The 21,449-nt window shown below is 50.7% G+C and carries 19 protein-coding genes and 1 pseudogene; 9 read left to right on the top strand and 11 right to left on the bottom strand.

The genetic code is table 11. The features are described 5' to 3' along the window. Window positions 1-340 precede the first annotated feature (340 nt). Complete coding sequence (locus BN3911_RS06685) at window positions 341-1,150, top strand: alpha/beta fold hydrolase (protein WP_066863096.1); 810 nt, start codon at window positions 341-343, stop codon at window positions 1,148-1,150. Between the two features lie 139 nt (window positions 1,151-1,289). Here BN3911_RS06685 and BN3911_RS06680 read toward each other — a convergent pair whose 3' ends face one another. The 5 genes and pseudogenes from BN3911_RS06680 to BN3911_RS17685 form a co-directional block, all read right to left on the bottom strand. Next, a complete protein-coding gene (locus BN3911_RS06680) occupies window positions 1,290-2,123 on the bottom strand; it encodes a carbohydrate ABC transporter permease (protein WP_066863093.1) in 834 nt (277 codons plus the stop codon). 33 nt (window positions 2,124-2,156) lie between these two features. Continuing rightward, window positions 2,157-3,068, bottom strand: coding sequence for a carbohydrate ABC transporter permease (locus BN3911_RS06675; RefSeq protein ID WP_066863090.1), 912 nt, complete (start codon window positions 3,066-3,068; stop codon window positions 2,157-2,159). A 62-nt stretch (window positions 3,069-3,130) separates the two neighbouring features. After that, window positions 3,131-4,459, bottom strand: coding sequence for an ABC transporter substrate-binding protein (locus BN3911_RS06670; protein ID WP_066863087.1), 1,329 nt, complete (start codon window positions 4,457-4,459; stop codon window positions 3,131-3,133). 295 nt (window positions 4,460-4,754) lie between these two features. Beyond that, window positions 4,755-5,561, bottom strand: coding sequence for a substrate-binding domain-containing protein (locus tag BN3911_RS06660; protein ID WP_256191869.1), 807 nt, complete (start codon window positions 5,559-5,561; stop codon window positions 4,755-4,757). Between the two features lie 60 nt (window positions 5,562-5,621). Beyond that, window positions 5,622-5,765 (bottom strand): annotated as a pseudogene (locus BN3911_RS17685) (LacI family DNA-binding transcriptional regulator); the annotation flags it as partial. Window positions 5,766-6,249: 484 nt separating this feature from the next. On the opposite strand from BN3911_RS17685, the gene BN3911_RS06655 reads away from it, so the two are divergent. Then, window positions 6,250-6,807, top strand: coding sequence for a DUF4854 domain-containing protein (locus tag BN3911_RS06655; RefSeq protein ID WP_066863081.1), 558 nt, complete (start codon window positions 6,250-6,252; stop codon window positions 6,805-6,807). A gap of 109 nt (window positions 6,808-6,916) precedes the next feature. Here BN3911_RS06655 and BN3911_RS06650 read toward each other — a convergent pair whose 3' ends face one another. Next, window positions 6,917-7,111: a hypothetical protein gene (locus tag BN3911_RS06650; RefSeq protein WP_066863077.1), complete on the bottom strand. Its 195-nt coding sequence runs from the start codon at window positions 7,109-7,111 to the stop codon at window positions 6,917-6,919. 189 nt (window positions 7,112-7,300) lie between these two features. Here BN3911_RS06650 and BN3911_RS06645 point away from each other — a divergent pair, with 189 nt between their 5' ends. After that, window positions 7,301-7,552: a helix-turn-helix domain-containing protein gene (locus tag BN3911_RS06645; protein WP_066863073.1), complete on the top strand. Its 252-nt coding sequence runs from the start codon at window positions 7,301-7,303 to the stop codon at window positions 7,550-7,552. A gap of 31 nt (window positions 7,553-7,583) precedes the next feature. Further along, on the top strand, window positions 7,584-8,672 hold the full coding sequence (mutY, locus tag BN3911_RS06640) for an A/G-specific adenine glycosylase (protein WP_066864251.1): 1,089 nt from the start codon (window positions 7,584-7,586) through the stop codon (window positions 8,670-8,672). 138 nt (window positions 8,673-8,810) lie between these two features. Here mutY and BN3911_RS06635 read toward each other — a convergent pair whose 3' ends face one another. Next, a complete protein-coding gene (locus BN3911_RS06635; protein ID WP_066863070.1) occupies window positions 8,811-9,653 on the bottom strand; it encodes a MerR family transcriptional regulator in 843 nt (280 codons plus the stop codon). Window positions 9,654-9,805: 152 nt separating this feature from the next. Here BN3911_RS06635 and BN3911_RS06630 point away from each other — a divergent pair, with 152 nt between their 5' ends. After that, window positions 9,806-11,134, top strand: coding sequence for an MATE family efflux transporter (locus BN3911_RS06630; protein ID WP_066863069.1), 1,329 nt, complete (start codon window positions 9,806-9,808; stop codon window positions 11,132-11,134). A gap of 190 nt (window positions 11,135-11,324) precedes the next feature. Beyond that, entirely contained in the window at window positions 11,325-12,962 is a 1,638-nt protein-coding gene (locus BN3911_RS06625) for a putative polysaccharide biosynthesis protein (protein WP_066863066.1), read from the top strand. Window positions 12,963-13,086: 124 nt separating this feature from the next. On the opposite strand, the gene BN3911_RS06620 is transcribed toward BN3911_RS06625, so the two are convergent. Beyond that, the gene (locus BN3911_RS06620) at window positions 13,087-13,329 is read right to left on the bottom strand and encodes a helix-turn-helix domain-containing protein (protein WP_066863063.1); all 243 of its coding nucleotides are present in this window, start codon (window positions 13,327-13,329) and stop codon (window positions 13,087-13,089) included. Between the two features lie 127 nt (window positions 13,330-13,456). Between BN3911_RS06620 and BN3911_RS06615 the strand changes: the two genes are divergently transcribed. Next, window positions 13,457-14,005, top strand: coding sequence for a GNAT family N-acetyltransferase (locus tag BN3911_RS06615; RefSeq protein WP_066863060.1), 549 nt, complete (start codon window positions 13,457-13,459; stop codon window positions 14,003-14,005). A 72-nt stretch (window positions 14,006-14,077) separates the two neighbouring features. Further along, on the top strand, window positions 14,078-14,515 hold the full coding sequence (locus BN3911_RS06610) for an RrF2 family transcriptional regulator (RefSeq protein WP_066863058.1): 438 nt from the start codon (window positions 14,078-14,080) through the stop codon (window positions 14,513-14,515). Between the two features lie 197 nt (window positions 14,516-14,712). Here BN3911_RS06610 and BN3911_RS06605 read toward each other — a convergent pair whose 3' ends face one another. The 3 genes from BN3911_RS06605 to BN3911_RS06595 form a co-directional block, all read right to left on the bottom strand. Further along, window positions 14,713-15,435: an MBL fold metallo-hydrolase gene (locus tag BN3911_RS06605; RefSeq protein ID WP_242871086.1), complete on the bottom strand. Its 723-nt coding sequence runs from the start codon at window positions 15,433-15,435 to the stop codon at window positions 14,713-14,715. A gap of 234 nt (window positions 15,436-15,669) precedes the next feature. After that, on the bottom strand, window positions 15,670-18,402 hold the full coding sequence (locus BN3911_RS06600) for an AAA family ATPase (RefSeq protein ID WP_066863052.1): 2,733 nt from the start codon (window positions 18,400-18,402) through the stop codon (window positions 15,670-15,672). After that, entirely contained in the window at window positions 18,399-19,523 is a 1,125-nt protein-coding gene (locus BN3911_RS06595) for an exonuclease SbcCD subunit D (RefSeq protein WP_187127698.1), read from the bottom strand. Before BN3911_RS06595 ends, BN3911_RS06600 begins: the two co-directional genes overlap by 4 nt. 100 nt (window positions 19,524-19,623) lie before the next feature. Between BN3911_RS06595 and BN3911_RS06590 the strand changes: the two genes are divergently transcribed. Next, window positions 19,624-21,210, top strand: coding sequence for a D-alanyl-D-alanine carboxypeptidase family protein (locus tag BN3911_RS06590; protein ID WP_066863045.1), 1,587 nt, complete (start codon window positions 19,624-19,626; stop codon window positions 21,208-21,210). Window positions 21,211-21,449: the final 239 nt, after the last annotated feature.

Raw genomic sequence — 21,449 nt, 5'->3', positions numbered from 1 at the left:
CGGCGGAAGTATCAGAACATTTCCACCGCCTTTATTCTACCCCAAAAGGCGGATTAACGAAAGAGTTTTTTCGCCGGGGATCAATTTGAACGATGAGTACATAGAATGGGAGGAAGACCGGCAATAAAAGGGCACCCATCAAAAAATAGAAATTTAGATTCGCGTTGTGATCCCATAACGACTATGGGACAATAGCCGCTGAAGCCAGCGGCGCGTGGAGGGCGGATGAAAAGCTGCAGAGGCCAGGAGGCGCGGTTTGCCCGCCGCAGGTATGGTTATTTTTGCTGCGGTATCCCTCTCCACAACGCCACTAAAGTATGGTAGGAAGGAGTGAATGCCCATGCAGCTTATTCGAGGAATAGACGGGGTGAAAATTGCGGTTTACGACCCCAATCCCTGCGGAAAACGTGAAGTGCTGATGGTGCACGGCTGGCCGCTTTCGGCAAAAATGTATGAATATCAGGAGCGTCTGCTGTTGGAACACGGTTTCCGGGTGGTGACGATGGATCTGCCCGGTTTTGGCAGATCGGACGCGCCTGCCTGTGGATATAGCTATGATTGCCTGTCCGACGCCGTATATGCTGTGGTAAAATCGTTGGGACTGTGCCGTTTTGTTCTTGTGGGTTTTTCCATGGGCGGAGCAATTGTCTTGCGGTATATGCGGCGCCATCGTGGATACGGTGTACGGAAATTGGCCCTTCTTGCAGCCGCAGCCCCAAGGTTTACTTGTTCTCCGGATTTTCCACTTGGGATGGAGCCGTCCCAAGTGGATCAGCTTATTGAGGAAATAGAGACGGATAGGGCCCGGTTCAGTGAAAAATTCAGCAGACAGCTGCTCTATACCCCTCACAGTGAAGCGGTTCTGAACTGGTTTCAGGGAATCTCAGAAGAAGCTTCGCAGAATGCAACGATCAGAACTGCCTGTTCCCTCCGGAATGAAGACGGAAGAAAGGACCTTGAAAGCGTCCATGTGCCTACGGCAATTTTTCATGGAAAACAAGACGAGGTGGTCCCTTACGCGCTGGGAGAATATCAGCATCAGCATATTCCCTGCTCAGAACTGATCCCCTTCGAAAAGAGCGGCCATGGTGTTTTTTATGATGAATTGGAACGGTTTAATGGGGAGTTTTTACGGTTCCTGCTGAATTGACCGGGCTTTTCCGGAAAGGAAGAGAAAAGTACAGGATGACTTAGGAAGACTGATCTGCCTCTAAAAGAATATCGAAGGGCAGAGCAAAGCCGGAAGCCTGCTGCAGGCTTCCGGCTTTGTTGTTGAAAAGTTCAAAAATTTAACCCTTCATGCCTGTAAAGGCAATCCCCTGGGTGATTTGCTTCTCGAAGATGAGATAGACCAGAAAAATCGGCACCATGGCGCATACGGTTCCCGCCATGGTCAGGGCGTACTGCATGGTGTATTGCCCTGCAAACATTTTTAATCCCAGCTGCAGTGTATAGAGTTCTGGGCTGTTGAGATAAATCAGCGGGGAAATGTAATCGTTCCATTGTCCGATAAAGGTAAAAATGGTCAAAGTGGCAATACCGGGTGTGGCCTGGGGCAGCATGATCTGCCAGAAAATCCGGAATTCCCCTGCTCCGTCGATTTTTCCCGCTTCCCGCAGTTCATTGGGCAGGCCCATAAAAAACTGCCGCATCAAAAAAATACCGAAGGCACTGAACGCCTGCATGAGAATGAGGGTGACAAGCCTATCTGTCATATGGAATTGGCCCATCAAAATATACTGCGGAATCATGATGGTATGCCAGGGCACCATCATGGTTGCCAAAAAGACCAGGAAAAGCGCGTTTTTCCCAAAGAAACGCAGCTTTGCAAAGGCATAGGCAGCCAGGGAACAGCAGAGTACCTGCAAGGCTGTTCCACAAACCGACACAATGGCTGTGTTTTTGTAATAGGTCAGGAAGGGGATATCCTGCCATACTCGCAGGTAGTTATTCCAGTTGACGGGATTGGGAATCCATTGGATGGGGTTGGTGAATACCTGCGCATCGTATTTCAGCGAGGTTGAGATCATCCAGAGAAAAGGAAAGATAGTAAAGAAAACAAGAAGCAACAGCAAAATGGTAAAAGGAAGATTGCGCAGTCTGAACTTGCGTTTTACTGTCAAAGGGAGACACCTCCGATTCGGGGAAAAATGGAATCACTCATAGTGAACCCAGTATTTCTGGCCGATAAACTGGATAATCGTGATCACAAGCACGATAAGAAACAGAAAATAGGCGATCGCTGAAGCATATCCCATCCTGGAATAAGTAAAGGCCTCTGTGTATATCCGGAACACCAAGACCTGCGTGGCGTAGCCAGGACCGCCTTTTGTAAGAACACTTACCAGGTCAAAGACCTGGAAAGAATTGATGAGAAGCATCACGATGCAGAGGAAAATGGTGGGGGAGAGCAGCGGAAGGGTGATCTTCCGGTATCGCTGAAAGGAGGATGCCCCGTCGATTTCTGCCGCTTCATAGAGATAACTGGGAATTGTCTGCATGCCCGCCAGCAGGATCAGCATGTAATAACCGAAGCTCTTCCAGACGGAAATGATGATGACCGCGTAAAGCGCCCAGTTTGAGGACATCAACCATTTTGGAGGTTCCGCAATCCCAATGCCCGCCAACAGGAGATTCAAGGGACCTCCGGTGGGGTTGAAGATCAGTTTCCAGACAACGGCGATAGATACCATTGATGAAATATAGGGAAGAAAAAAACAAATTCGAAAAAACTTTCTTCCAAAAACCACACGGTTCAGTGTGGAAGCAAAAAACAGAGCAAGAATCAGGGTGAGCGGTGTGAACAACAATGCATAAACGACATTGTTGCGCAGTGCTTGAAGAAAGTAATCGTCGGAGAACATCTTCTGGTAATTGGAAAGTCCTACGAACTGGAGGCTGTCCAGGTTGAATCCGGTGTAATCCGAAAAGCTGAACATGACGCCGGCGATGATGGGAAGGAGAAAGAAAAAGAGAAAACCAGCCAGTGCGGGAAGCAGGAAAACCCATCCGGTCAGATTTTCCCGCAGCGTGTACCGCCTGTTTTTCCTTATGGATCTGGAGATCACAAAAAAACCCCCTGTCTATTACAATGTAGGAGCGGCCGAAAGCGCGGCCGCTCCCCGCTGTTTTACGGATTGAGTATGGGTTCCCTACGTTCGGCAAAACTCGAGATAGCCTCGTCCAGCGTTTTTTCTCCAATCAGATAAAGTTCCTTCTCTTCGCGCCAGATGGTATCGATTTCCGAAAAAATCGCAACTGGTTCGCTTTCGTAGCGGGTTTTTGTTTGGAAAAAGGCGTCTGTGCTGTCCAGCTTGGCTGTTTCCTGATAGAGTTTTGTGATGGAATCGTCCGAATAGGAAGGAAGCATGCCGCCTTTGACCAGATATTCGGCTCCCTCCGGCCCTGTGAGGTACTGGACGAATTCAAAGGCATTGTCAAACTTTTCACTGCGGCTGTTGATCATAATAAAGGTGTTGTGCCCGCCCACGGTGACCGGGTCCTTTACGGAATCGGGAAGAGGCATGTAGGTGACGCCGATTTCACACTTTCCTGCAAGATCAGGATTGTCCTTAAGTTCTTTCTGGGCGTTGCCAATGGTCCATTCGCCGTTGGGGAGCAGGGCTACATCGCCGTTCAGGAAAATTTTCAGCCAATCGGTAGACGTACTGTTCATCTCTTCAAAGCTCATATGGGACTTGTCTTCGTTATAGATCTGTCCTAAAAATCCCAGCCATTGCTTCAGCGGCCCGGTATCCTCATCCAATACGCTGGAGCCCATCTGAACTGCCATGATCGGCTCGCCGAGCCATGTGGGAAGGAATCCGCCCCACTGCACAGTGCCGTCATCCCGGGTCTTGGTAAGCTGTTTTGCCAGCTTGGCATATTCCTCCCAAGTCAGTTGTTCCGGGTAGGAGATCCCTTCAGCATCGAAGATCTTCTTGTTGTAAAAAAGTGCCTGTGCGGTAAAGCGGTAGGGAAGGGCATAACATTTTCCGTCCTTCAGCGTACTTTGAAAGTCATCCCCATATTGGTTCAGATCGATACCGGCTTTCTGAATGGCATCCGTCATGTCGCTGAGATTGCCCGCGTCCCGGTATTTGATGAAAAGCTTTACCGTGCTGGCGCCGAATAAGTCCATGTCGGCTCCGCTGGCCAGAAGGGCCACGATCTTGTCTTCGTATTCGGTGCCGCCCGAGGTGGGAACGATGGTTAGATTTACTTGCGTGGATGTGCTTTGGGAATTGAAGGCGTCTACGATTTCGGGCATGTAGGCATCTTCGTCCCCCCAAGAGTAGTACTCCAGGGTAACCTTCTTCTCCGTGCTCTTTCCCTCCGAGCTTGTCTCTTTCGGAGAAGAGGCAGAACCCGATGGTTTGCTGCTGCAGCCGGAAAACAGAAAAGCGCTGCAAATCAGAATTAAGGCAAGCGCTCCGGCTAGGGTACGGTTTCTTTTCATTTCATTTCACTCCTCATATAAAATAAAATTCCATTTATGGAACCGATACCATACTATCACCTTAGAATAATATTGTCAATATAATTTAAATGAAATCGAATTGAAAGAATAAAATAGCAAAAAAGTATATATTATTTCAAAAAAGTACATGAGATATATGAAGACGTAATGTGAAAACATGAAACCGATACCATATTTTGGTTCAAAGGAACTTTTCCCTTTTCTGGAATAGGCGCCCGGAAAAGGGAAATCGCCGGAGCATCTCAGCAACAAGAATACCCGGCGATTTTTGGCGCTATTTTTTTATCTGCATACAGGTGCGAAGTACAATCCGCTGGGCGGCGTTGGCTTCACCGGGATGCTCCAGCCTACGAAGCAGGGTGCGGGCGGCCACGGTTCCCAGTTCCAGCGGCTTTGGTGAAAATTCTACAGAGTAGCCAAATGCGTCCAGCGTGTGAAAATCATCAAATCCCACGAGAAGCACATCGTCGGGAATTTTTCTGCCGCAGGAATAGATGGCGCATACGGCGGAAACTGTGGCTGTGCTGGAAAGCGCAAGAACAGCGGTGGGCGGTTCCGGGTCCTGTAGGACTCTGTGAATGGGAACGGCATAGGAGACGGTCTCCTGGTGGATGTCCACAATAAAATCTTTTCGCAGAACAAGTCCATTATTTTGCAGGGCGGTATCTATGGAATGAATGCGGAATTGTTCAATGGGCAGTGAAATCCCTTCGTGGATTACGGCGAATCTGCTGTGGCCCTGCTGTACCAGCTGATCAATTATTTCATGAAGGCCGGGCTCGTTGTCAATGTATACCCCGTCTCCTTCAAAACCGGGCAGTTCCCGGTCAACACAGACGACGGGAGTGCCGCCCCGCCAGACGTCGTTGATCAGTTTTAAATTGTTGTCGGTAAGAAAGTTTACCGGTACAATCACCAGGCCGCCCACTTTATAGGAAAGCAGCTCTTCTATTGCGCTGCGCTCTTTTTCCACATTGTTGTCTGAATTACAAAGGAGTACGCGGTATCCATAAGCTTCTGCTGCTTTTTCCACCGCATACACCACTTCGTTGAAGAAAGTGCCGCAAATGTCGGGAATCACGACGCCGAGAATTTTGGTTTGATTTCTTGATAGGCTTACGGCAATGGCGCTCGGTGCATAGTCCAGATCCTTGATTGCCTGTAGGATGCGTTCGTAGGCCGGTGCGCTGACATATCCGTTTTTGTTTAAAAATCTTGAAACGGTGGATGGTGAAACACCTGCGGCTGCCGCGACATCCCGAATGGTTTTTTTCAAATTTGAGTTCCTCCTTTGGCGGCTTGCCTATTATTTGTGAAAAGGTATTGCTTTAAATATTTTTATTATACCACACCTGAGGTGGGAAGGCCGCGTTCCTCAACCTCTGCAGTTTTCCGGCCAGCCCCACACGCCGCTGGCTTCTGCTGCTATGATACCACACCTGCGGCGGGCAGGCCGTGCTCCCAATCCCTGCAGTTTTCCACCCGCCGTACGCACACCATGGGTTTTTGCGGTTATTGTACCGGAAAAACAGCTGGGCTTTTTCTAAGATTATATACCGCACTGGGAAAAAAGTGCAAATTTTCTTTCAATTATGGCTACTGAAGAAATATCTGTTTTATTTTTGGAATGATAAAATTGACAGAGTTTGTTTGATTTGTTTAGGTTTTTTCTATGCTTGTAATAACAGCCTATTATTGACAAATAAGATGAAATGGAATACACTTTTCACGTCTAAAAGTACGAAAGTTTGAAAAGGAGAACATGATCTATGAAAAAAATTGTCCTGCGTATCCTGTCTCTTGGTTTGGCATCCGTGTTGGCGCTTTCTATGACAGCCTGCTCCGGAGACAACAATTCTTCTGCGAGTTCTGCAGCGGCCAGCTCCTCTGTGAGTTCTGCAGCGACCAATTCCTCTGCGAGTTCTGCAGCAGCCAGTTCCTCTGCTGTTGAATCTGATTCTTCTGAGGCTTCCGCCGGTGCGTTACCCGGAAAATTTGCTACAATTGAGGAATTTGTAAACTCTGATATCATGCAGGAGCAGATAGACTCTATCACATCTTCGCTGAAAGATTCCGGTATGAACATCAAGATTACCGGCGAGGGTGATAAATTGGTTTATACGTATACCTATGAAACGGACACCACAGATATAGAGGGCTTAGCCGAAATGCTGGAGAGCGGCATGGAGGACCAGACCTCGGTATTTGAAGGTGTTGCTGCTTCTGTGAAGCTGGCGGTGGATGTGGAGTCTCCTGTTGTGGTTGTCCGTTATCTGGACAGCGAGGGTAATGAAATTTACTCCCGTGAATTCACCGCAGCCCAATAAGCTTTTTCTAACAAGAATAAAAATGCCGTCTGCAGCAATTTTCTGCAGACGGCATTTTTTGTGAATTGAAAGCGGTACAGCAAGGGGCTGCTGCTGAGCTTGCTTCCTGTCAAGGGGCGTTTTTTTCCCCGAAAGTCTTCTTCATCAGTTCTGATTTTTTGTGATTTTTCTGGTTTTTTAAAAGATAGATTTCTTTTACTGCACGCTGAGCCTCATGGTTTTTTTCTATGGCGTACCAGAGGTTTTCCTCCTGTTCCTCCAGAACAGCGAGAAGTCTGTAAAAATTTTTGTCCTGGTCAGGCATAACTCTCCTTCTTCCGTGGGAATTTAGTAATTGAGGCTAAAATAGCCCCTTTGCGGTTTCTATTATATCTTACAATTACTCAAAAGGCAATCTTAAATTTGCCTAAAAAACAGCGGTGTCCCTATTGCCATAGGAAAGTTCTGAAAACTTCTGGAGAAGAGGTTGACACGCTGAGAAGGCAGGAATAACGTGAGTAAAAATAGGACGGAGGATGGAAGGCGCAATTTCAGCGGCATTAAGATCGCTGTGTACCGTAAGGCGCTACCCGGAAGAGTATCTCAGGAGAAGCTGGCAGAAATGCTTCAGCTTGAAGGACTTGACTGTGACAAGTATACTATAAAGAAGATAGAAAACGGCTCCAGGGCTGTGACGGATATTGAACTGAAAATTTTTGCAAAATTTTTTCATACCACGGCGGACGACCTACTGCATGAAAAATAGGGAATGAAGGGACAGGATTTATTTGGTAGTAATGGAGAAAAAAAAGGATGAAGAGCTATTGGGAGAAATCCCCGCTCTGCTGCTTTCCTGGTATGACGCCGGAGCCAGAGTTTTGCCATGGCGGGAAAATCCGGAGCCTTATTGGGTATGGGTGTCGGAGATTATGCTGCAGCAGACCCGGGTAGAGGCTGTAAAGCCCTATTATGAACGTTTCCTAAATGAGCTGCCTACAGTGGCCGATTTGGCAGCCGCACCGGAGGAGCAGATTTTGAAGCTGTGGGAGGGCTTGGGATATTATAACCGGGTGCGCAATATGCAAAAAGCGGCTCAGATTGTGATGGAACGATATTCCGGCGCCATTCCAGCTTCCTATGAGGAACTGCGTTCCCTTCCTGGCATTGGGGAGTATACTGCGGGAGCAATCGCTTCCATTGCCTTTCAAATTCCGGCGCCGGCTGTGGATGGGAATGTGCTTCGTGTGATTTCCCGTCTTCTTTGCCGCCGGGAGAACATTCTGGATCCCAAGGTGAAAAAGCGGACTGAAGAAGAAATTCGGAAAATCATTCCGAAACGAGCGGGAGATTTCAACCAGTCTCTGATGGAATTGGGGGCGATGGTCTGCCTGCCAAACGGTGCGCCAAAGTGTGGGGAATGCCCGCTGAGCAGTCTTTGCCGCGCCCATACCCTGGGCGTTGAGGAAACACTGCCTGTAAAGGCCAAAAAGAAGCCCCGGAAGCTGGAGCAGCGTACAGTGTTTCTTTTGACCTGCGGAGAGAAATTGGCACTGAGGAGGCGGCCGGAAAAAGGGTTGCTGGCCGGCCTTTGGGAATTGCCCTCTGTGGAAGGCCTCCTTACGGAGTCGGAGGCAGCCGGTCTTCTGGAGCAATGGGGCGTCTTGCTGAAGGCGGGGCTTGAGCCGCGTCAGGAATCCAAACATGTTTTTACCCATGTGGAATGGCACATGACAGCCTGGGCGGCGGAAACTGCCCGGGAGGCAGAGGGCTTTGCCTGGGTCAGGGCAGAAACTTTGAACCGGGAGTATACACTGCCCTCTGCCTTTAAGGCATATTTTGCAGAGATTGGAAAGACGGCAGAAGAACCGGGGGGCAAAGCACGGTAGAGTTTTAAGCCGGCAGATGCAAAGGGGAGAAACCGGTACAAAACAGAAAAAGCTCTTGAAACAGGCCTGTTATCTGTTTCAAGAGCTTTTTCTGTTCGTCACTCTGGCAGCTGTTTGCGGCACAGCCCCCAATGTTTTCTAGGCCGGGCCTGCGCCAATGGCCAGTTTCAGTACAAAGTCCTCTTCCTTGTCGGTAGAAAGATAGCCCAAAAGCTCTGTTTCAAAAGAATCGCCGCAGATCTGAAGCCCCTGACGGCGGATAAACTCCAGAAGCAGGGGATAGGTTTGGAGGAGGCCCGAATATCCGCCCTTATGCAGAATACAGGCATAGAGCCCTGCGGGTTTTTGGTAGAGGCGGGAGGAATGCAGCCGGCTGGGCTTGGGAGAGGTGGGCAGGCGCGTGGAGTAATAGCTCTCTCTGAAATCCCCCTGCAGGAGGGAATCCTTTATGACGATAGAACCTACAGAGAGCTCCTCTCCCAACCCATGGCTGTCACAATAACTGATATGGTCCTGGATGCTGCGGACTATATCCCGCAGGACCAGCACATCCCCCTGCGCAGGTGTGGCAATATACCATTCTTCAGGGCATTCCTCCAGCCAAGGAACCCCACATTCTGTGGAGAGGGCTGTCCCAACGGCGTCAATGGCATTTTTCAGGGTGCGGCGCATCTTCTGAAGTTTCTTTATCTCTTCTAGAAGCATCTGTTCGTTTTCCCTCAGGAGGCAGAGAAAGGCAGAGGGTTCAGGATGCTCCAGATAGCTTTTGATTTTGCTGAGAGAACTGCCAGCCTCCTGCAGGACGGTGATAAGATCCAGATCGAAGAACTGGGAAGCAGAATAATACCGGTAGCCGTTTTCCGCCACTTTTACAGGTTTTAAAATTCCAAGTTCATCATAATAAAACAGGGTTTCCTTTGTGGTTCCACAGAGCTTTGCAAACTGCCCGGTGGTAAAAAGACCGGCATGTTCTTCTTTCAAGGAGATCCCTCCGGTTTCTAAAAAATTATGCTTGACTATAGTGTTACCCAATAGTTTATCATAAATATCACGCGATTGCCAGAAGATAGGGTAGAGCAGGGGATCGGCTTTTTGCTTCCCCGCTCTCCACCTGAGAAAGGAGGCTTATGGGTATGGATAATAAAATCTCCCGGGAGTTTCATTTTGGCTCCTTGCTGCGCTTTTCACTTCCCACTATTGCCATGATGCTGATGATGTCGCTCTATTCCATGGTTGACGGCATTTTTGTGTCACAATTTGTGGGTACCAACGCTTTTTCTTCGATCAACATCATCATTCCGGTGACCTTCGCTGTATTGGGTGTGGGGATTATGCTGGGGACGGGCGGCAGCGCTGTAATAGCCCGGAAGCTCGGGGAAAAGAAAGAGAAAGAAGCAAGGCAGGATTTTTCATTGCTGATGTTGTTCGGCGTTGTCCTCTCTGTGGTTCTTGCCGTATTGGGTCTGCTGTTCCGTGATCCGTTGATTCGCATACTGGGGGCGAACGATACCCTGATGGCAGATTGCCGCGTCTATTTTACCATTTTGGCAGCAGGATTCCCCGCCTATATGCTGCAGATTATGTTTCAAAGCTATTTTGTCACGGCTGGCCGGCCTCATTTGGGACTCTGGGCCACGGTGGGCGCCGGGCTGCTGAATGCAGTGCTGGACTATCTTTTTATTGTCCCACTGGGAATGGGGGTGGCGGGTGCTGCGCTTGCCACTGTAGCGGGGTACTGTGTACCGGCGGTAATCGGGCTTAATTTCTTCTTCCGCAAGAAAGGAAATCTGTATTTTGTCCGTCCCGTGCGTAACTGGGGAACTTTGTTGAGGAGCTGTGCCAACGGATCCTCGGAGATGGTCACCAATATCGCTTCTTCCGTGATTTCCATCCTTTTCAATCTCATCATGATCCGTTCCTATGGAGCGGACGGAGTGGCGGCAATTAACATTGTGCTGTACGGGCAATTTCTGCTCACGGCGATTTTTCTCGGTTTTTCCGGGGGTGTGGCTCCTGTCGTCAGTTACAATTACGGAGCGCAGAACAGGGTGCAGCTCAAACGGGTGGTCCGTATCTGCCTGATAGTTATCCTGGGCTGCTCTGTGATGACACTGGGCGCTGCGCTGTTGTTCGCGCCGGGCCTGGTCGGTATTTTTGCGGGGAGGGATACCTCAGTTTATCCCATCGCGCTGCACGGCTTCTACCTTTTCTCGCTGAGCTATTTGTTCTGTGGGCTGAATATTTACGCCTCGTCCCTGTTTACCGCACTTTCCAACGGGAAGGTATCGGCGCTTATCTCCTTTTTGCGCACCTTCGGTTTTATTCTTCCCGTACTGCTGGCTTTACCGGTGTTTGCGGGAGCGGACGGCGTGTGGCTGGCCGTCCCCATCGCGGAAGCCCTGTGTGTGGCGCTGTCCGTTATCTGCCTGCTGAAGGGGAGAAAACGGTATGGTTACGGCTAAGTAACCCCGAAACAAATCGCGCCGGATGGATTCAGCGCTTGCTTCGAGAACAGGCTTTTATAAATATTCCGGTTATTTGCGGTGTGTCCGGCAAAAACTAATCCCAAAAATTGACGGAACGGATTGTTTGTATTATAATAAAATCTCCATAACCTGGAGATTTTGTTCCAGAGAGATGCGGGAGACGATTATGGCGCAGGAAAAGAAACAAAGCTTTATGAAGGGGGCGGTGATCCTATCCGCCTCCACTTTGCTTGTAAAAGTATTGGGATTGCTGTTCTCTATTCCGCTGGCGAACCTGATCGACCCAAAGAGCATGTCCTACTTTTACGCAGCATACGACATTTTTGGCTTTTTCCTTATGCTTTCTACAGCAGGACTGCCTATTGCTGTATCCCGTATGGTAGGTACCGCTTATGCCCAGGGCCGCCGTAAGGAGGCGGATCAGGTTTTTGGCGTGGCGTTCTGGCTCTTTTTTGGTGTCGGCCTGGTCGGGTGTCTGGCCATGTTTTTCGGTTCCAAGCAGTTCGCTTCGATGATGGGCTATCCGGGAGCTGATCTAGCCATTATGGCGTTGGCGCCCACCATGTTTTTTATATCTGTAATGTCTGCCCTGCGGGGATATTTTCAAGGCCGTTCCAATATGGTACCCACCGCGGTATCCCAGACTATAGAGGCTGTCACAAAAGTGGTTATTGGCGTAGGGCTGGCGGTCTATATCCTGCAGCAGTATGATTCAGACGACTGGGCCGCTGTGGGCGCAGTTGTGGGTGTTTCCATCAGCGCCGGCTTGGGAACGATTTATCTCGTCCTCTATAAACTGCGCCAGAAAAGGCGGGATAAGGACTTGCCGGACGTTGGTTCCAGTGGGGTCTCCCGCAAAAGCATGCTCAAAAGCTTGATTTGGTTTGCCATTCCCATCACCATCGGTTCTTGTTTCCTAAGCGCATTGGATATTGTGGACATGGCGGTGCTCAGCGACCGTCTGCAGCAGGGCCTTCATTTTACCCAGGAACATGTAGATGATCTGCGCGGTCTTCTAGGCAATGCCAGGAAGTTTTTCGACTTGCCCGGAGCGTTTGTCATTCCCATCTCTACCAGTTTGCTGCCAGTGCTTTCCGGGGCTATCGCGTCCAATGACAAACGTTCTGTAGACCATATTTCTTCCATCTCTATGCGGGTGACTCTCCTCATTGCCATTCCAGCCTCTGTGGGCATGGCGGTTTTTGCCGATCCTATTTGTCAGCTGCTGCTTTTCAATAAGCCGGATGCGGCGGCAGGAACTGCACCGCTGCTTGCTATGCTCAGCATTGCCATCGCTTTCAACAGTACGTTGTTCACTACCAATGCCATCCTTCAATCTTTTGGAAGGGCGACGACTCCTGTTGTGAATATGGCCATAGGGGGCGTGGTGAAGATCGTACTTTCCTATGTGCTGATCGGCATTCCGGAAATCAATGCCATGGGTTCTGCCATCAGCACAGTGGTTTCCTATCTTCTAATTATGGTGCTCAATTTGATTGCTATGCGGCGCAGCTTGCCGGATATGGACGGTTTTGTGAGGATGTCCCTGCCCATTCTGCTGTCTTCCGCTGTGATGGGCGCCGCCTCTTATGGCGCCTATTGCGGACTTTGCCTTTTTGTCAGCCCAAAGCTCGCTGTGATTCCGGCAATTGTTCTGGCAGTGGCGGTGTATGCTGTAAGCATCGTTTTATTTAAAGCCGTCACCTATGATGATGTGGCGATGCTCCCCAGGGGGGAACAGCTGGCCCGCCTGTTACATGTCAAAAAGAAAGTGTTGCCCCGGCATATGAGAAGTTCCCGCTGACAGAAATACAAAAAAGACAAAACTCCCGATTCTGTCTAAGAATGGGAGTTTTGTTTTTCCTTTTTTCGTCTTTCCTGGAGATGTGAAAGGATATCGGGGAATACTGATCATCGTGCTGATGAACTTATTTGATTTCCTGATCAAGAGCATCAAATTCAGGCGTGTTAAAAAAATCCCCCAGCGTAATTCCCAACCCATCACAAAGCTTTTTAACCGTTACCACAGAAATGTTTCTGCGGACCGGATTCAGCATGCTGTATACCGTGGAAGGTGTAACCCCGGAAAGTGTGGCCAGTTCATTCGGCCGGATGTCCCGCTCTCTGCACAGCTGCTGAAAACGTTTTGCTATTACATCCTTGACATCCATAATGTGATCACCAAAAAAATTCTAGTTGATAAGACGCAAGCGCGTATACGCACTTGCGTAATTTATGGATTATTGGTATAATGCTTTTAAAATAGTCGGGTAATTCTTTGTCTTGCGGGAGGAAAAAATGGGGATTAAACTACTCAAAGCCACCTTGCCGCCGCTTTTGGGAAAGCAGGTACTGCTTCGCCTGCTTCGGCAAGAAGATGAAGAACAATACTATAGAGCAGTTTGTCAAAGCGGGGAATGGGAAGAGACTCCAACCCAGGCGGAAATCGGGAACGCCATAGCCATTGCAGTTTTAGGACGGGACCGGTATGACTTTCTGGTGTCCGTTAATGGGGAATATGGGATTTTGGGGGAAGTATCCCTCTATGCAATTGATTGGAATGCGGGCAGCTGCAGGCTGAAATTGCGGCTCTTTTCAATGGATTGGGAGGACCAGCCCGCTGTGGAGGCGCTGCAGCTGGCTTTGTATTTTCTGTTTGAACGTATTTGCCTGCATCGTGTGGAAACAGAAATCCCCCTTTGTTCTCCTGTTCAGCAGCATTTATTTGAGGCGGCAGGCTTCCAGTTGGAGGGCTGCCGGCGGGAGGCCCTCTGCAGGGATGGAAAATTCGGGGACATCCTGCTGTTCTCCATGTTGGAAAAAGAGTATATTTCAAAGCAGTGTTAAACGTTTTGCAGCTTGATTTCCTACTATTCCTATTGTAAAATAGGAATAGATAAAATGCGGAGGAGAAGCGGTATGAAAATTTCAGCAAAGGGAAGGTATGCGCTGCGTTTCATGGCGGATTTGGCGTTGCAGGACCCGACAGAATTCATCGCCCTGAAGGATGTATCTGTCAGGCAGGGTATTTCTGTGAAATATCTGGAGCAGATTGTGAGCGCCTTGAGCAGGGCGGGTTTTGTGCGCAGCATCCGCGGCCCACAGGGAGGATACCGCCTTGCAAGGAGACCGGAAGAATATACGGTTGGAGAAATTTTACGGGCCGTCGAGGGGAGCTTGGCTCCAGTGGCTTGCCTGGAGGATGAGCCAAACCGATGTCCCAGGTACGAGGTCTGCAGCACGGTTCGGTTTTGGGAAGGCTTTTATGAGCAAATAAAAAATTATGTGGATTTAACAACGCTGGACGATCTGGCGCGAGGAAATTTGGAGAAGAGCAAAAAGAAACTGGAAAGCTGAGAAAATAGGAAAAGGCATGATGGAAATCCTGATAATTTCCATCATGCCTTTTTGATATGCCTGCTGTTTTGATTCATCTGCCAGCACAGGATGTGATTGCGGAGGGACTGCTGTTACAGCCTCTCTCAGAAAATTTGAATTATTGTGGTGGAATTGGAACGTTATGTCCAGCATCTTCTTGGAGTTTCTCAGAGGGGTTAGTCCTGTTTTTCTTCAGAAAGATCCAGTTCAAAAGTTTGTCCGGGAGCGGATATATTTTGAATCTGCTTGGTGTATTCCCGGTAGGTGGGGGTGGATTTGAACAGCGGAACCACAGTATAATCCCCCCACATATGCATGGGAAAAACGTAACTTGCCCCGGCAGCCTCTAAAAAATAGCGCATGCCCAGATCGAAATCCGTTTCTTGGCGAGGATCCAGAGGGACGAAGGCTACGTCGATCTTTTTGCCGGAAAGCAGTTCCAGTTCCTTTTTGTATTGAGCTTCCATCATATCGTTCTGATACCGGGGCGCACCGTCCCAGACCCAGCAGTTGAGATCCCCAGCGTGGTAAAGCAGTCTGCCTTCACATTCAATCAGGAATGCTACGCCTAAGTCGGTGGATTCCAGCGTGGCCACTTGTAAATCTCCTATGGTGTAAGTGGAATGGGGGGCAACGAAAACCGTGTTTTCCAGGAGCTCTTCCGGTACAAGGCGTTCGGGAATATCGTCGGAAAGCAGATAAAAAACCTTTCGGCCCGGCTCTGCCAGAGAGAATACAGCGGAGGAGAAGTGATCCCCGTGGCTGTGACTAGCAAAGATGTAGAGCGGTTTTTCCAGAGGCGTTTTTGGAACGCTCCCCTCGTAATAATCGAACAGCAGGCAGCAGTGATCCAGTTCCGCCAAAAACGAGCTGTGCTGAATAAAGGTAACTTTCATCATATTTCTCCTCCTTGCCGCAATAGGCTATCCCTGTGGGCGGCTTTTGTTATTTCTGCATCAAAGAATGTTGGAAAACCTTTTAGTGTACTGAATACGGCGGGATTTGTCGGATTTTTCCGGAACTGCCTTAAAACCCACTTTGCAGGCCGGACAGCGGATTGATTCGGCGCTTACCTGAATCTAATTATACCCCAGGGCTTTGCAGCTGACAACAGGACGGATTATTTGTCGTAGTTACATTTTGATTGCAGCCTGGGCAAATCCGGCCCCGTCGCCGGTGACTTCAATGCGTGAGGCGATGCGCCCCCGCAGCTCTGAGACATGAGAGATGATGCCAATAAGCCTGCCGCTGCTGCGAATCATGGCCAAAGCTTTCATTGCAGTATCCAGAGTTTCCCCGTCCAGCGTGCCGAAGCCTTCGTCGATGAAGATGGAATCCAGATGGACTGCGCCGGAGCGGCTCTGCACCACGTCGGAAAGACCAAAGGCCAGGGAGAGAGAGGCGAGAAACTGTTCGCCTCCAGAAAGGGTCTCGATGGAGCGCGGCAGCATGGAAGCGCCGTCCAGCACTTCGATGTCAAGGCCTCCCAAGGCATTTCCGCCCTTTGGACCCTCCATGCGCCGGAGGGCGTAGCGGCCGCGGCTCAGCGTGCCGAAAAACCGGTTTGCACTCCCCAGAACTTCATCCAGCATGATACTGAGCACATATTGCAAAATCGGCGTTTTTAAGGGGTTTGCGCCGGAGAGAGAATGAGAGAGTCGGGCGGTATGGCTGAATTGCTGTTCAGCGGAATTCAGCTTTTCCTCCAGTTCCCGTACAGAGGCCAGTGAGCCGCGCAGAGAGGAGAGCAAACTTATGGTCTGGCCCAATTCCTGGGAAAGCTGCAGGGAAAGTTTCCTTTTCTCTTCGGTTTCCCGGCGCAGTACAGATAATTCAGGGGGAATCTCCCAGGAAGGCTGCAAAACGTCAAAGGCTGATTGCGCCTTGTCTTTTGCATTCCGGGCAGCGCTGCAGGCGCTTTCCGCCGCACTGAGGGCGGAGACGGCTTGCTCACATTCCGTCAGGAGCAGGTTTGAACGGGATTCGGCTGCTTCATATTCCTGCTTTTTTCGAGCAATGGCATTTTCAAGCTCCGCTTGCTTTAAGCCGGAGCAGGCCTGCTCCGCCTCCTGGGCGTTTCGGTCCAGTTCTAGGGCCTTTGCTGTCAAAGCCGACACTCTCCGGACGGCCTCGTACTCTTCTTTTCCCAATTGATCTCGCTGGGCGGTGAGCGCGGCGAGCTTGGCTCTGGCTGCCGGTAGTTTGTCTGCTGTGGAACGTTCCTGTTGGAGACGGGCTGTGAGCAGATGAAAGCATTCTTTGGCCTGTTCCGGAGAAAAGCCGGTCTGGAGGCAAAGCGTTTCCTGTGCGGCCCGTTTCTCCATGGCCTGCCGGAACAGCTGCGAAGAAGCCGCGCACTGCGCTGTGTCCTGAAGAGCCCGCTCCCTGCCTTTTTTTTCTTCTCTGCGCAAAAGCTCCAGCTCCTGAACATCCAGAAGCTGTTCCTTTCCCTGCGCGGGAGAAGGATGCTCGGTAGAACCGCAGACGGGACAAGGGCTTCCTTCTTCCAGGCTGCAGGCAAGCTGCAGTGTGGAATTCCCCCGCAGAACAGCCTCCTGTGCGGACAGGCGCTGCGTCAGGGTTTCTGCGAGAAGGGTGCTGGCTTTCTGGGATTCTTCCGTTCTCTTCAGCTCACCTTGCGCCTTCCTTTCCGCATGTTTCAAATTTTCCAATTCCTCGTATAGAGCAAGGGCCCTTTCCAGAGCCTGCCGCTCCTCCAGCAGCTTGGGGATCTGTGTGGCAGAGGTCTGCGCCTGCTCAGCAAAGGCTTCGCCTGTGAGGATGCGCTGCCCCAATTCGACCGCATTTTGTTTGAGCACAGTCAGAGAGGCTTCCTCCTGGTTTTTCTGCCGGAGCGTTTCCTGAGCCCGTCCGCGCAGGTCCGCGGCATGGGAGAGCTGCTTTTGCTGCTGCTGAAGCCGGGAAATCTCTTGAGCTGCCTGCACTGCTGAGCTGCGGAGCCTGGCGGCTTCCTCTCGTTTCTGCGCGGTCTGCGCTTTGGTTCGGTTCAGCTCATCCAAATGCCTTTGTGCCGAGGCTTCCAGCTGCGAGGTCCGAACCAGCTCGTCTTTCAGGCGATAGTATTCCTCTGTAAGACGGAGGGCTGCCTCCTGGTCCTGCAGCTTCTTTGCCAGACTGTCGGCATCTCTGCGGAGGTTTGTTTCCTTCTCTTCCAGTTCGGCCACAGCTTTTTCCAGTATGGCCCCGGATTCAGCGTTTTCCTTTTCCAGCAGGGAGGCGCGCATGGCAGTGAGCTTGCGGCATTCTGCGTCCAATGTTCTGGTGCGGGCGGAAAAGCTCTCCATGACGTTGCGCCAGAGTCCAGCGGAGAAAAGAGTTTCCAACATCTCGGCTTTTTCTTTGGAACTGGCCCGCAGCAGTCGGAGAAAATCGCCCTGAGGAAGTACTACGACCTGGGAGAACTGCGTACAGTTCAAGTGCAGAAGTTCCTCTGCACGGCGTCTCACAGCGCTTTCGCTGCCGCTTTCCAGCAGGCGCATCTCCCCGTTTTCATCTATGAAGCATTCGTGGGTTTCCCGCGGCTCCAGCTGTTTTGTGTTCCGGTTGACATGCAGGAACCGGCTGCGGCGGAACCGGTAAATTTTTCCCTGCAGGGAAAAATCGAATTCTACGGAGGTGGGAACGTCCTCCGGGGCGCTGGCGCAGCGCATGCCGGCAAAATCTCTGCGCCCCCCTGTGGCGCGGCAGTAGAGTGCAAAGCACATGGCATCCAGCAGAGTGGTTTTCCCGCCGCCCGTGGGACCGGTAATGAGAAACAGGGCGTTCTCCCCAAAAAGGGTGAAATCCAGTTCAGCCTTTTTGAGATAGGGGCCGAAAGCCTCTAATGACAGCCTTAGAGGTCTCATGGTTTGTCCACCTCCCTGAGAATTTCCGAGAACAGTTCCAAATCCGGACCAGCTGCCTCAATGTTGCACACATCCTTGAGAAAAGAGCGGAAAATTACATCTTCGGTCTGGTTCTGCAGCTTTTGAGCCCGTTCCCCTACTGCTGAATCCGCTGCCCAGCGGTTGGTCACAGAGAGCAGATTGGGGTAGTAGGGACGCAGGCGTTCGGCTGCCAGCAGGATAGGAGCTTTGTCGGTCAGTTCCAATTCCACGTAATCTTCACAGGTATGATCCTGTCCCGCGGAAAGCAGATCTTGAAATAGGCCTGTGATGCGCCGGACGTCGCGGAGGGGAACAATGGGGAGCTCGGTCTGCTTCAGTGCCCCCTGATCTGACTCCAACATCAGAAACGACTTTTTTTGGCTTTCCTCATCCACAGAATACTTCAGGGGAGAACCGGAATAGCGCCCGGTTTTCCCTGCACGCTGGGGGCCGTGAAGGTGTCCCAGCGCGGCATAGTCAAAGGAGGAAAAGAGTTCGGGCGGCACTTCACCGGAACCGCCTACGAACATGGTGCTTTCGGAGTCGGAAGGGGCGGAACCGGCTGCAAAGCAGTGGGTCATAAGGATGTGGAGGCAGTCCGGCAGAAACAGAGGTTCCAATTCGGACAGCACCCTGGCCATACAGGCGCCTTCTCCCCGGAGAGTATCGTCCTGGAAATAATCCCGCACGGCGGAGGAATCTAAATAGGGTAAAAGGAAGAGCTGCGCTTTTTCTTCTCCAGCCTCCAAAAAAATGGGGGAGAAGGCGTCTGACAGCTCGGTGGCCAGGAAGACGCCGTTCTTTCTTAAAATATTTTTGAGGATAGCGATACGGTCTGAACCATCGTGGTTTCCAGAGATTACCGCCACCTTACAGTTGAGCTCGGTCAGACGGGAGAGGGTACGGTCAAATAGGCGGATCGCCTCCGGCGGTGCGATTTGGCGGTCATAGATATCGCCTGCCAGCAGGATGCAGTCGGGCCGTTCCCGCTCCACAGCAGGCAGGAAAACCTGTTCCAAAAAATAGCGCTGGTCCTCCAAAAGGCTTCTGCCATACAGCATCCGCCCCAGGTGCCAGTCAGACGTGTGAAAAAATTTCAAGGGAGCCTCCGCTTTATAAAATGTTAAGAATTTCGGGCTTTTCTTTTTGAGCCGTAAATAGTATACTAAATTGTAACACAAAACTGCGGGAGAGTACATGATGAAACGAAAGAGAATTACAGCCATATTTTTGGCTGTTTGTTTATTGCTGACCACAGCGGCCTTGCCCGTTTCCGCCGAAGGCTTCCCCTATACCTGGGAGAAGGACGGAGGCGGCCCCCACTGCGAGTCGCTTTTATTGGTCAATCTGGATACGGATTCGGTGGCCTATGCCCAGAATCCCGATGAGAAGCGTCCTATGGCATCGCTGACGAAGATCATGACCTTTATTGTGGCTTATGAAAATATCCCTGATATCGAAAATACGGTGATTACTGCATCGGAAGCTGTGCTGGATGAGCTGGAGGGAACCTACAGCTCTACGGCGGACATTATGGCAGGAGAAAAGCTGACGGGATTACAGCTGCTCTATCTGCTGATGGTGCCTTCTGCGAACGACGCTGCGCTTCTGCTGGCAAATTATGTAAACGAGCTTCATGCGGCAGGTGCCCTTCCCAGCTCTTCCGCGGAATCCGGCGAAGAGGGAAGCGGTGTGGATTCCACTCAGCCGGACGGCGGTTCTGGTGAAACCGGGGAGAATGCAGCCGGTACGGAAAATTCAGACAGCGGCTTGGAGGCGGGCAGTGAGGAGGATACCAACGCCGGAGGAGAAGGGGCTGCCGAGTGGGACTCAGGCCAAGACCCCACGGATTACAGCAACACCTATTTTGTGAAGCTGATGAATGAAAAAGCAGAAGAACTGGGCTGCGAGAACACACATTTCATGAACCCGCACGGCCTGTATCATCCCGACCATTATGCCACTGCGCGGGATCTGTACCGTATCACCCGCTATGCACTGGGGCTGCCCAATTTTGCCCAGATCACAGGCACCCCGGCCTATGACCTGGCCGCCACCAACATGAGGGAGGAGCAGACGTTTTACTCCACCAACAAAATGTTCAACAACTATGAGGACAATGACGGGAACAACTATTTTTACACCTATACTACCGGCATCAAGACCGGTTCTTTGAACGAGGCAGGCTATTGCATTGTGTCGTCGGCCACGGCTGACGGATACACATACATTTGTGTGGCGATGGGCAGTCCGATGTTGGACAGCGAAGGAAATGACATCGACTATCACGGAGAGATGGCGGACTCCAGGGAACTGTTCCGCTGGGCGCTTTTAAATCTGGAAAAGAAGACAGTGGCCGCCCAGGGAGATCTGCTGGGAGAGGTGAAGCTGGAATATGCCTACCGGAAGGATACGCTGCAGCTGGTGGCCGGAGACAATGCCAGCGCACTGCTTCCAAAAGCTGTAAATAAATCTAGCGTGACCATCCAGTGCAACGTGCCGGAAAGCGTTCAGGCGCCCATCAAAAAGGGAGAACAGGTAGGAACCGCCACGCTCTCTTATGCGGATGAGGTGATTGCCACCATTCCACTGGTGGCCTCAGAATCTGTGGAGCGAAGCCCGGTGATCACCATTTTTACCCAGGGAAAGTCTCTTTTTACAGCGCCTTGGTTTCTCATCGTCATGGCGGTTATTCTAGTGCTGGTCGTCGTTTATATTATTCTGATGCTGCTTTATCGGAAGAAACAGAAACAGTTGAGAAGGGTCAAACGTTTTCGGGATATGTAAGTGGCATCGAAAGAGAGCCGCGTTTTCTGCCCTCACGTAAGGAAGTGAGAGAGGAAATGCGGCCCTTTTACAAAAAACGGAATAGCCGCAAATGGCTATTCCGTTTTTTTCTTTGGAACGTCTCTGCTTTATATGGTCTTGAAACTTTTCTCCGCATTTTTCAGATGACGGCGTCGGGAAGCCCTATCCCTTATGCAAATTCATCGTATCCAGACATCTTTAACAATTCCCTTTGAGCT

Source organism: Neglectibacter timonensis (genome assembly GCF_900048895.1).
GTDB classification, from domain to species: Bacteria; Bacillota; Clostridia; order Oscillospirales; family Acutalibacteraceae; genus Acutalibacter; species Acutalibacter timonensis.
The sequence above is the reverse complement of the archived record's forward strand: the minus strand, read 5'-3'. Positions and strand labels throughout refer to the sequence as shown.

What these genes read in the sequence shown, in the direction of transcription:
- BN3911_RS06685 (WP_066863096.1), top strand. Translation starts at nt 341, where the DNA reads ATGCAGCTTATTCGAGGAATAGACGGGGTGAAAATTGCGGTTTACGAC.
- BN3911_RS06670 (WP_066863087.1), bottom strand. Translation starts at nt 4,459, where the DNA reads ATGAAAAGAAACCGTACCCTAGCCGGAGCGCTTGCCTTAATTCTGATT.
- BN3911_RS06655 (WP_066863081.1), top strand. Translation starts at nt 6,250, where the DNA reads ATGAAAAAAATTGTCCTGCGTATCCTGTCTCTTGGTTTGGCATCCGTG.
- BN3911_RS06650 (WP_066863077.1), bottom strand. Translation starts at nt 7,111, where the DNA reads ATGCCTGACCAGGACAAAAATTTTTACAGACTTCTCGCTGTTCTGGAG.
- mutY (WP_066864251.1), top strand. Translation starts at nt 7,584, where the DNA reads ATGGAGAAAAAAAAGGATGAAGAGCTATTGGGAGAAATCCCCGCTCTG.
- BN3911_RS06630 (WP_066863069.1), top strand. Translation starts at nt 9,806, where the DNA reads ATGGATAATAAAATCTCCCGGGAGTTTCATTTTGGCTCCTTGCTGCGC.
- BN3911_RS06625 (WP_066863066.1), top strand. Translation starts at nt 11,325, where the DNA reads ATGGCGCAGGAAAAGAAACAAAGCTTTATGAAGGGGGCGGTGATCCTA.
- BN3911_RS06620 (WP_066863063.1), bottom strand. Translation starts at nt 13,329, where the DNA reads ATGGATGTCAAGGATGTAATAGCAAAACGTTTTCAGCAGCTGTGCAGA.
- BN3911_RS06615 (WP_066863060.1), top strand. Translation starts at nt 13,457, where the DNA reads ATGGGGATTAAACTACTCAAAGCCACCTTGCCGCCGCTTTTGGGAAAG.
- BN3911_RS06610 (WP_066863058.1), top strand. Translation starts at nt 14,078, where the DNA reads ATGAAAATTTCAGCAAAGGGAAGGTATGCGCTGCGTTTCATGGCGGAT.
- BN3911_RS06605 (WP_242871086.1), bottom strand. Translation starts at nt 15,435, where the DNA reads ATGATGAAAGTTACCTTTATTCAGCACAGCTCGTTTTTGGCGGAACTG.
- BN3911_RS06600 (WP_066863052.1), bottom strand. Translation starts at nt 18,402, where the DNA reads ATGAGACCTCTAAGGCTGTCATTAGAGGCTTTCGGCCCCTATCTCAAA.
- BN3911_RS06590 (WP_066863045.1), top strand. Translation starts at nt 19,624, where the DNA reads ATGAAACGAAAGAGAATTACAGCCATATTTTTGGCTGTTTGTTTATTG.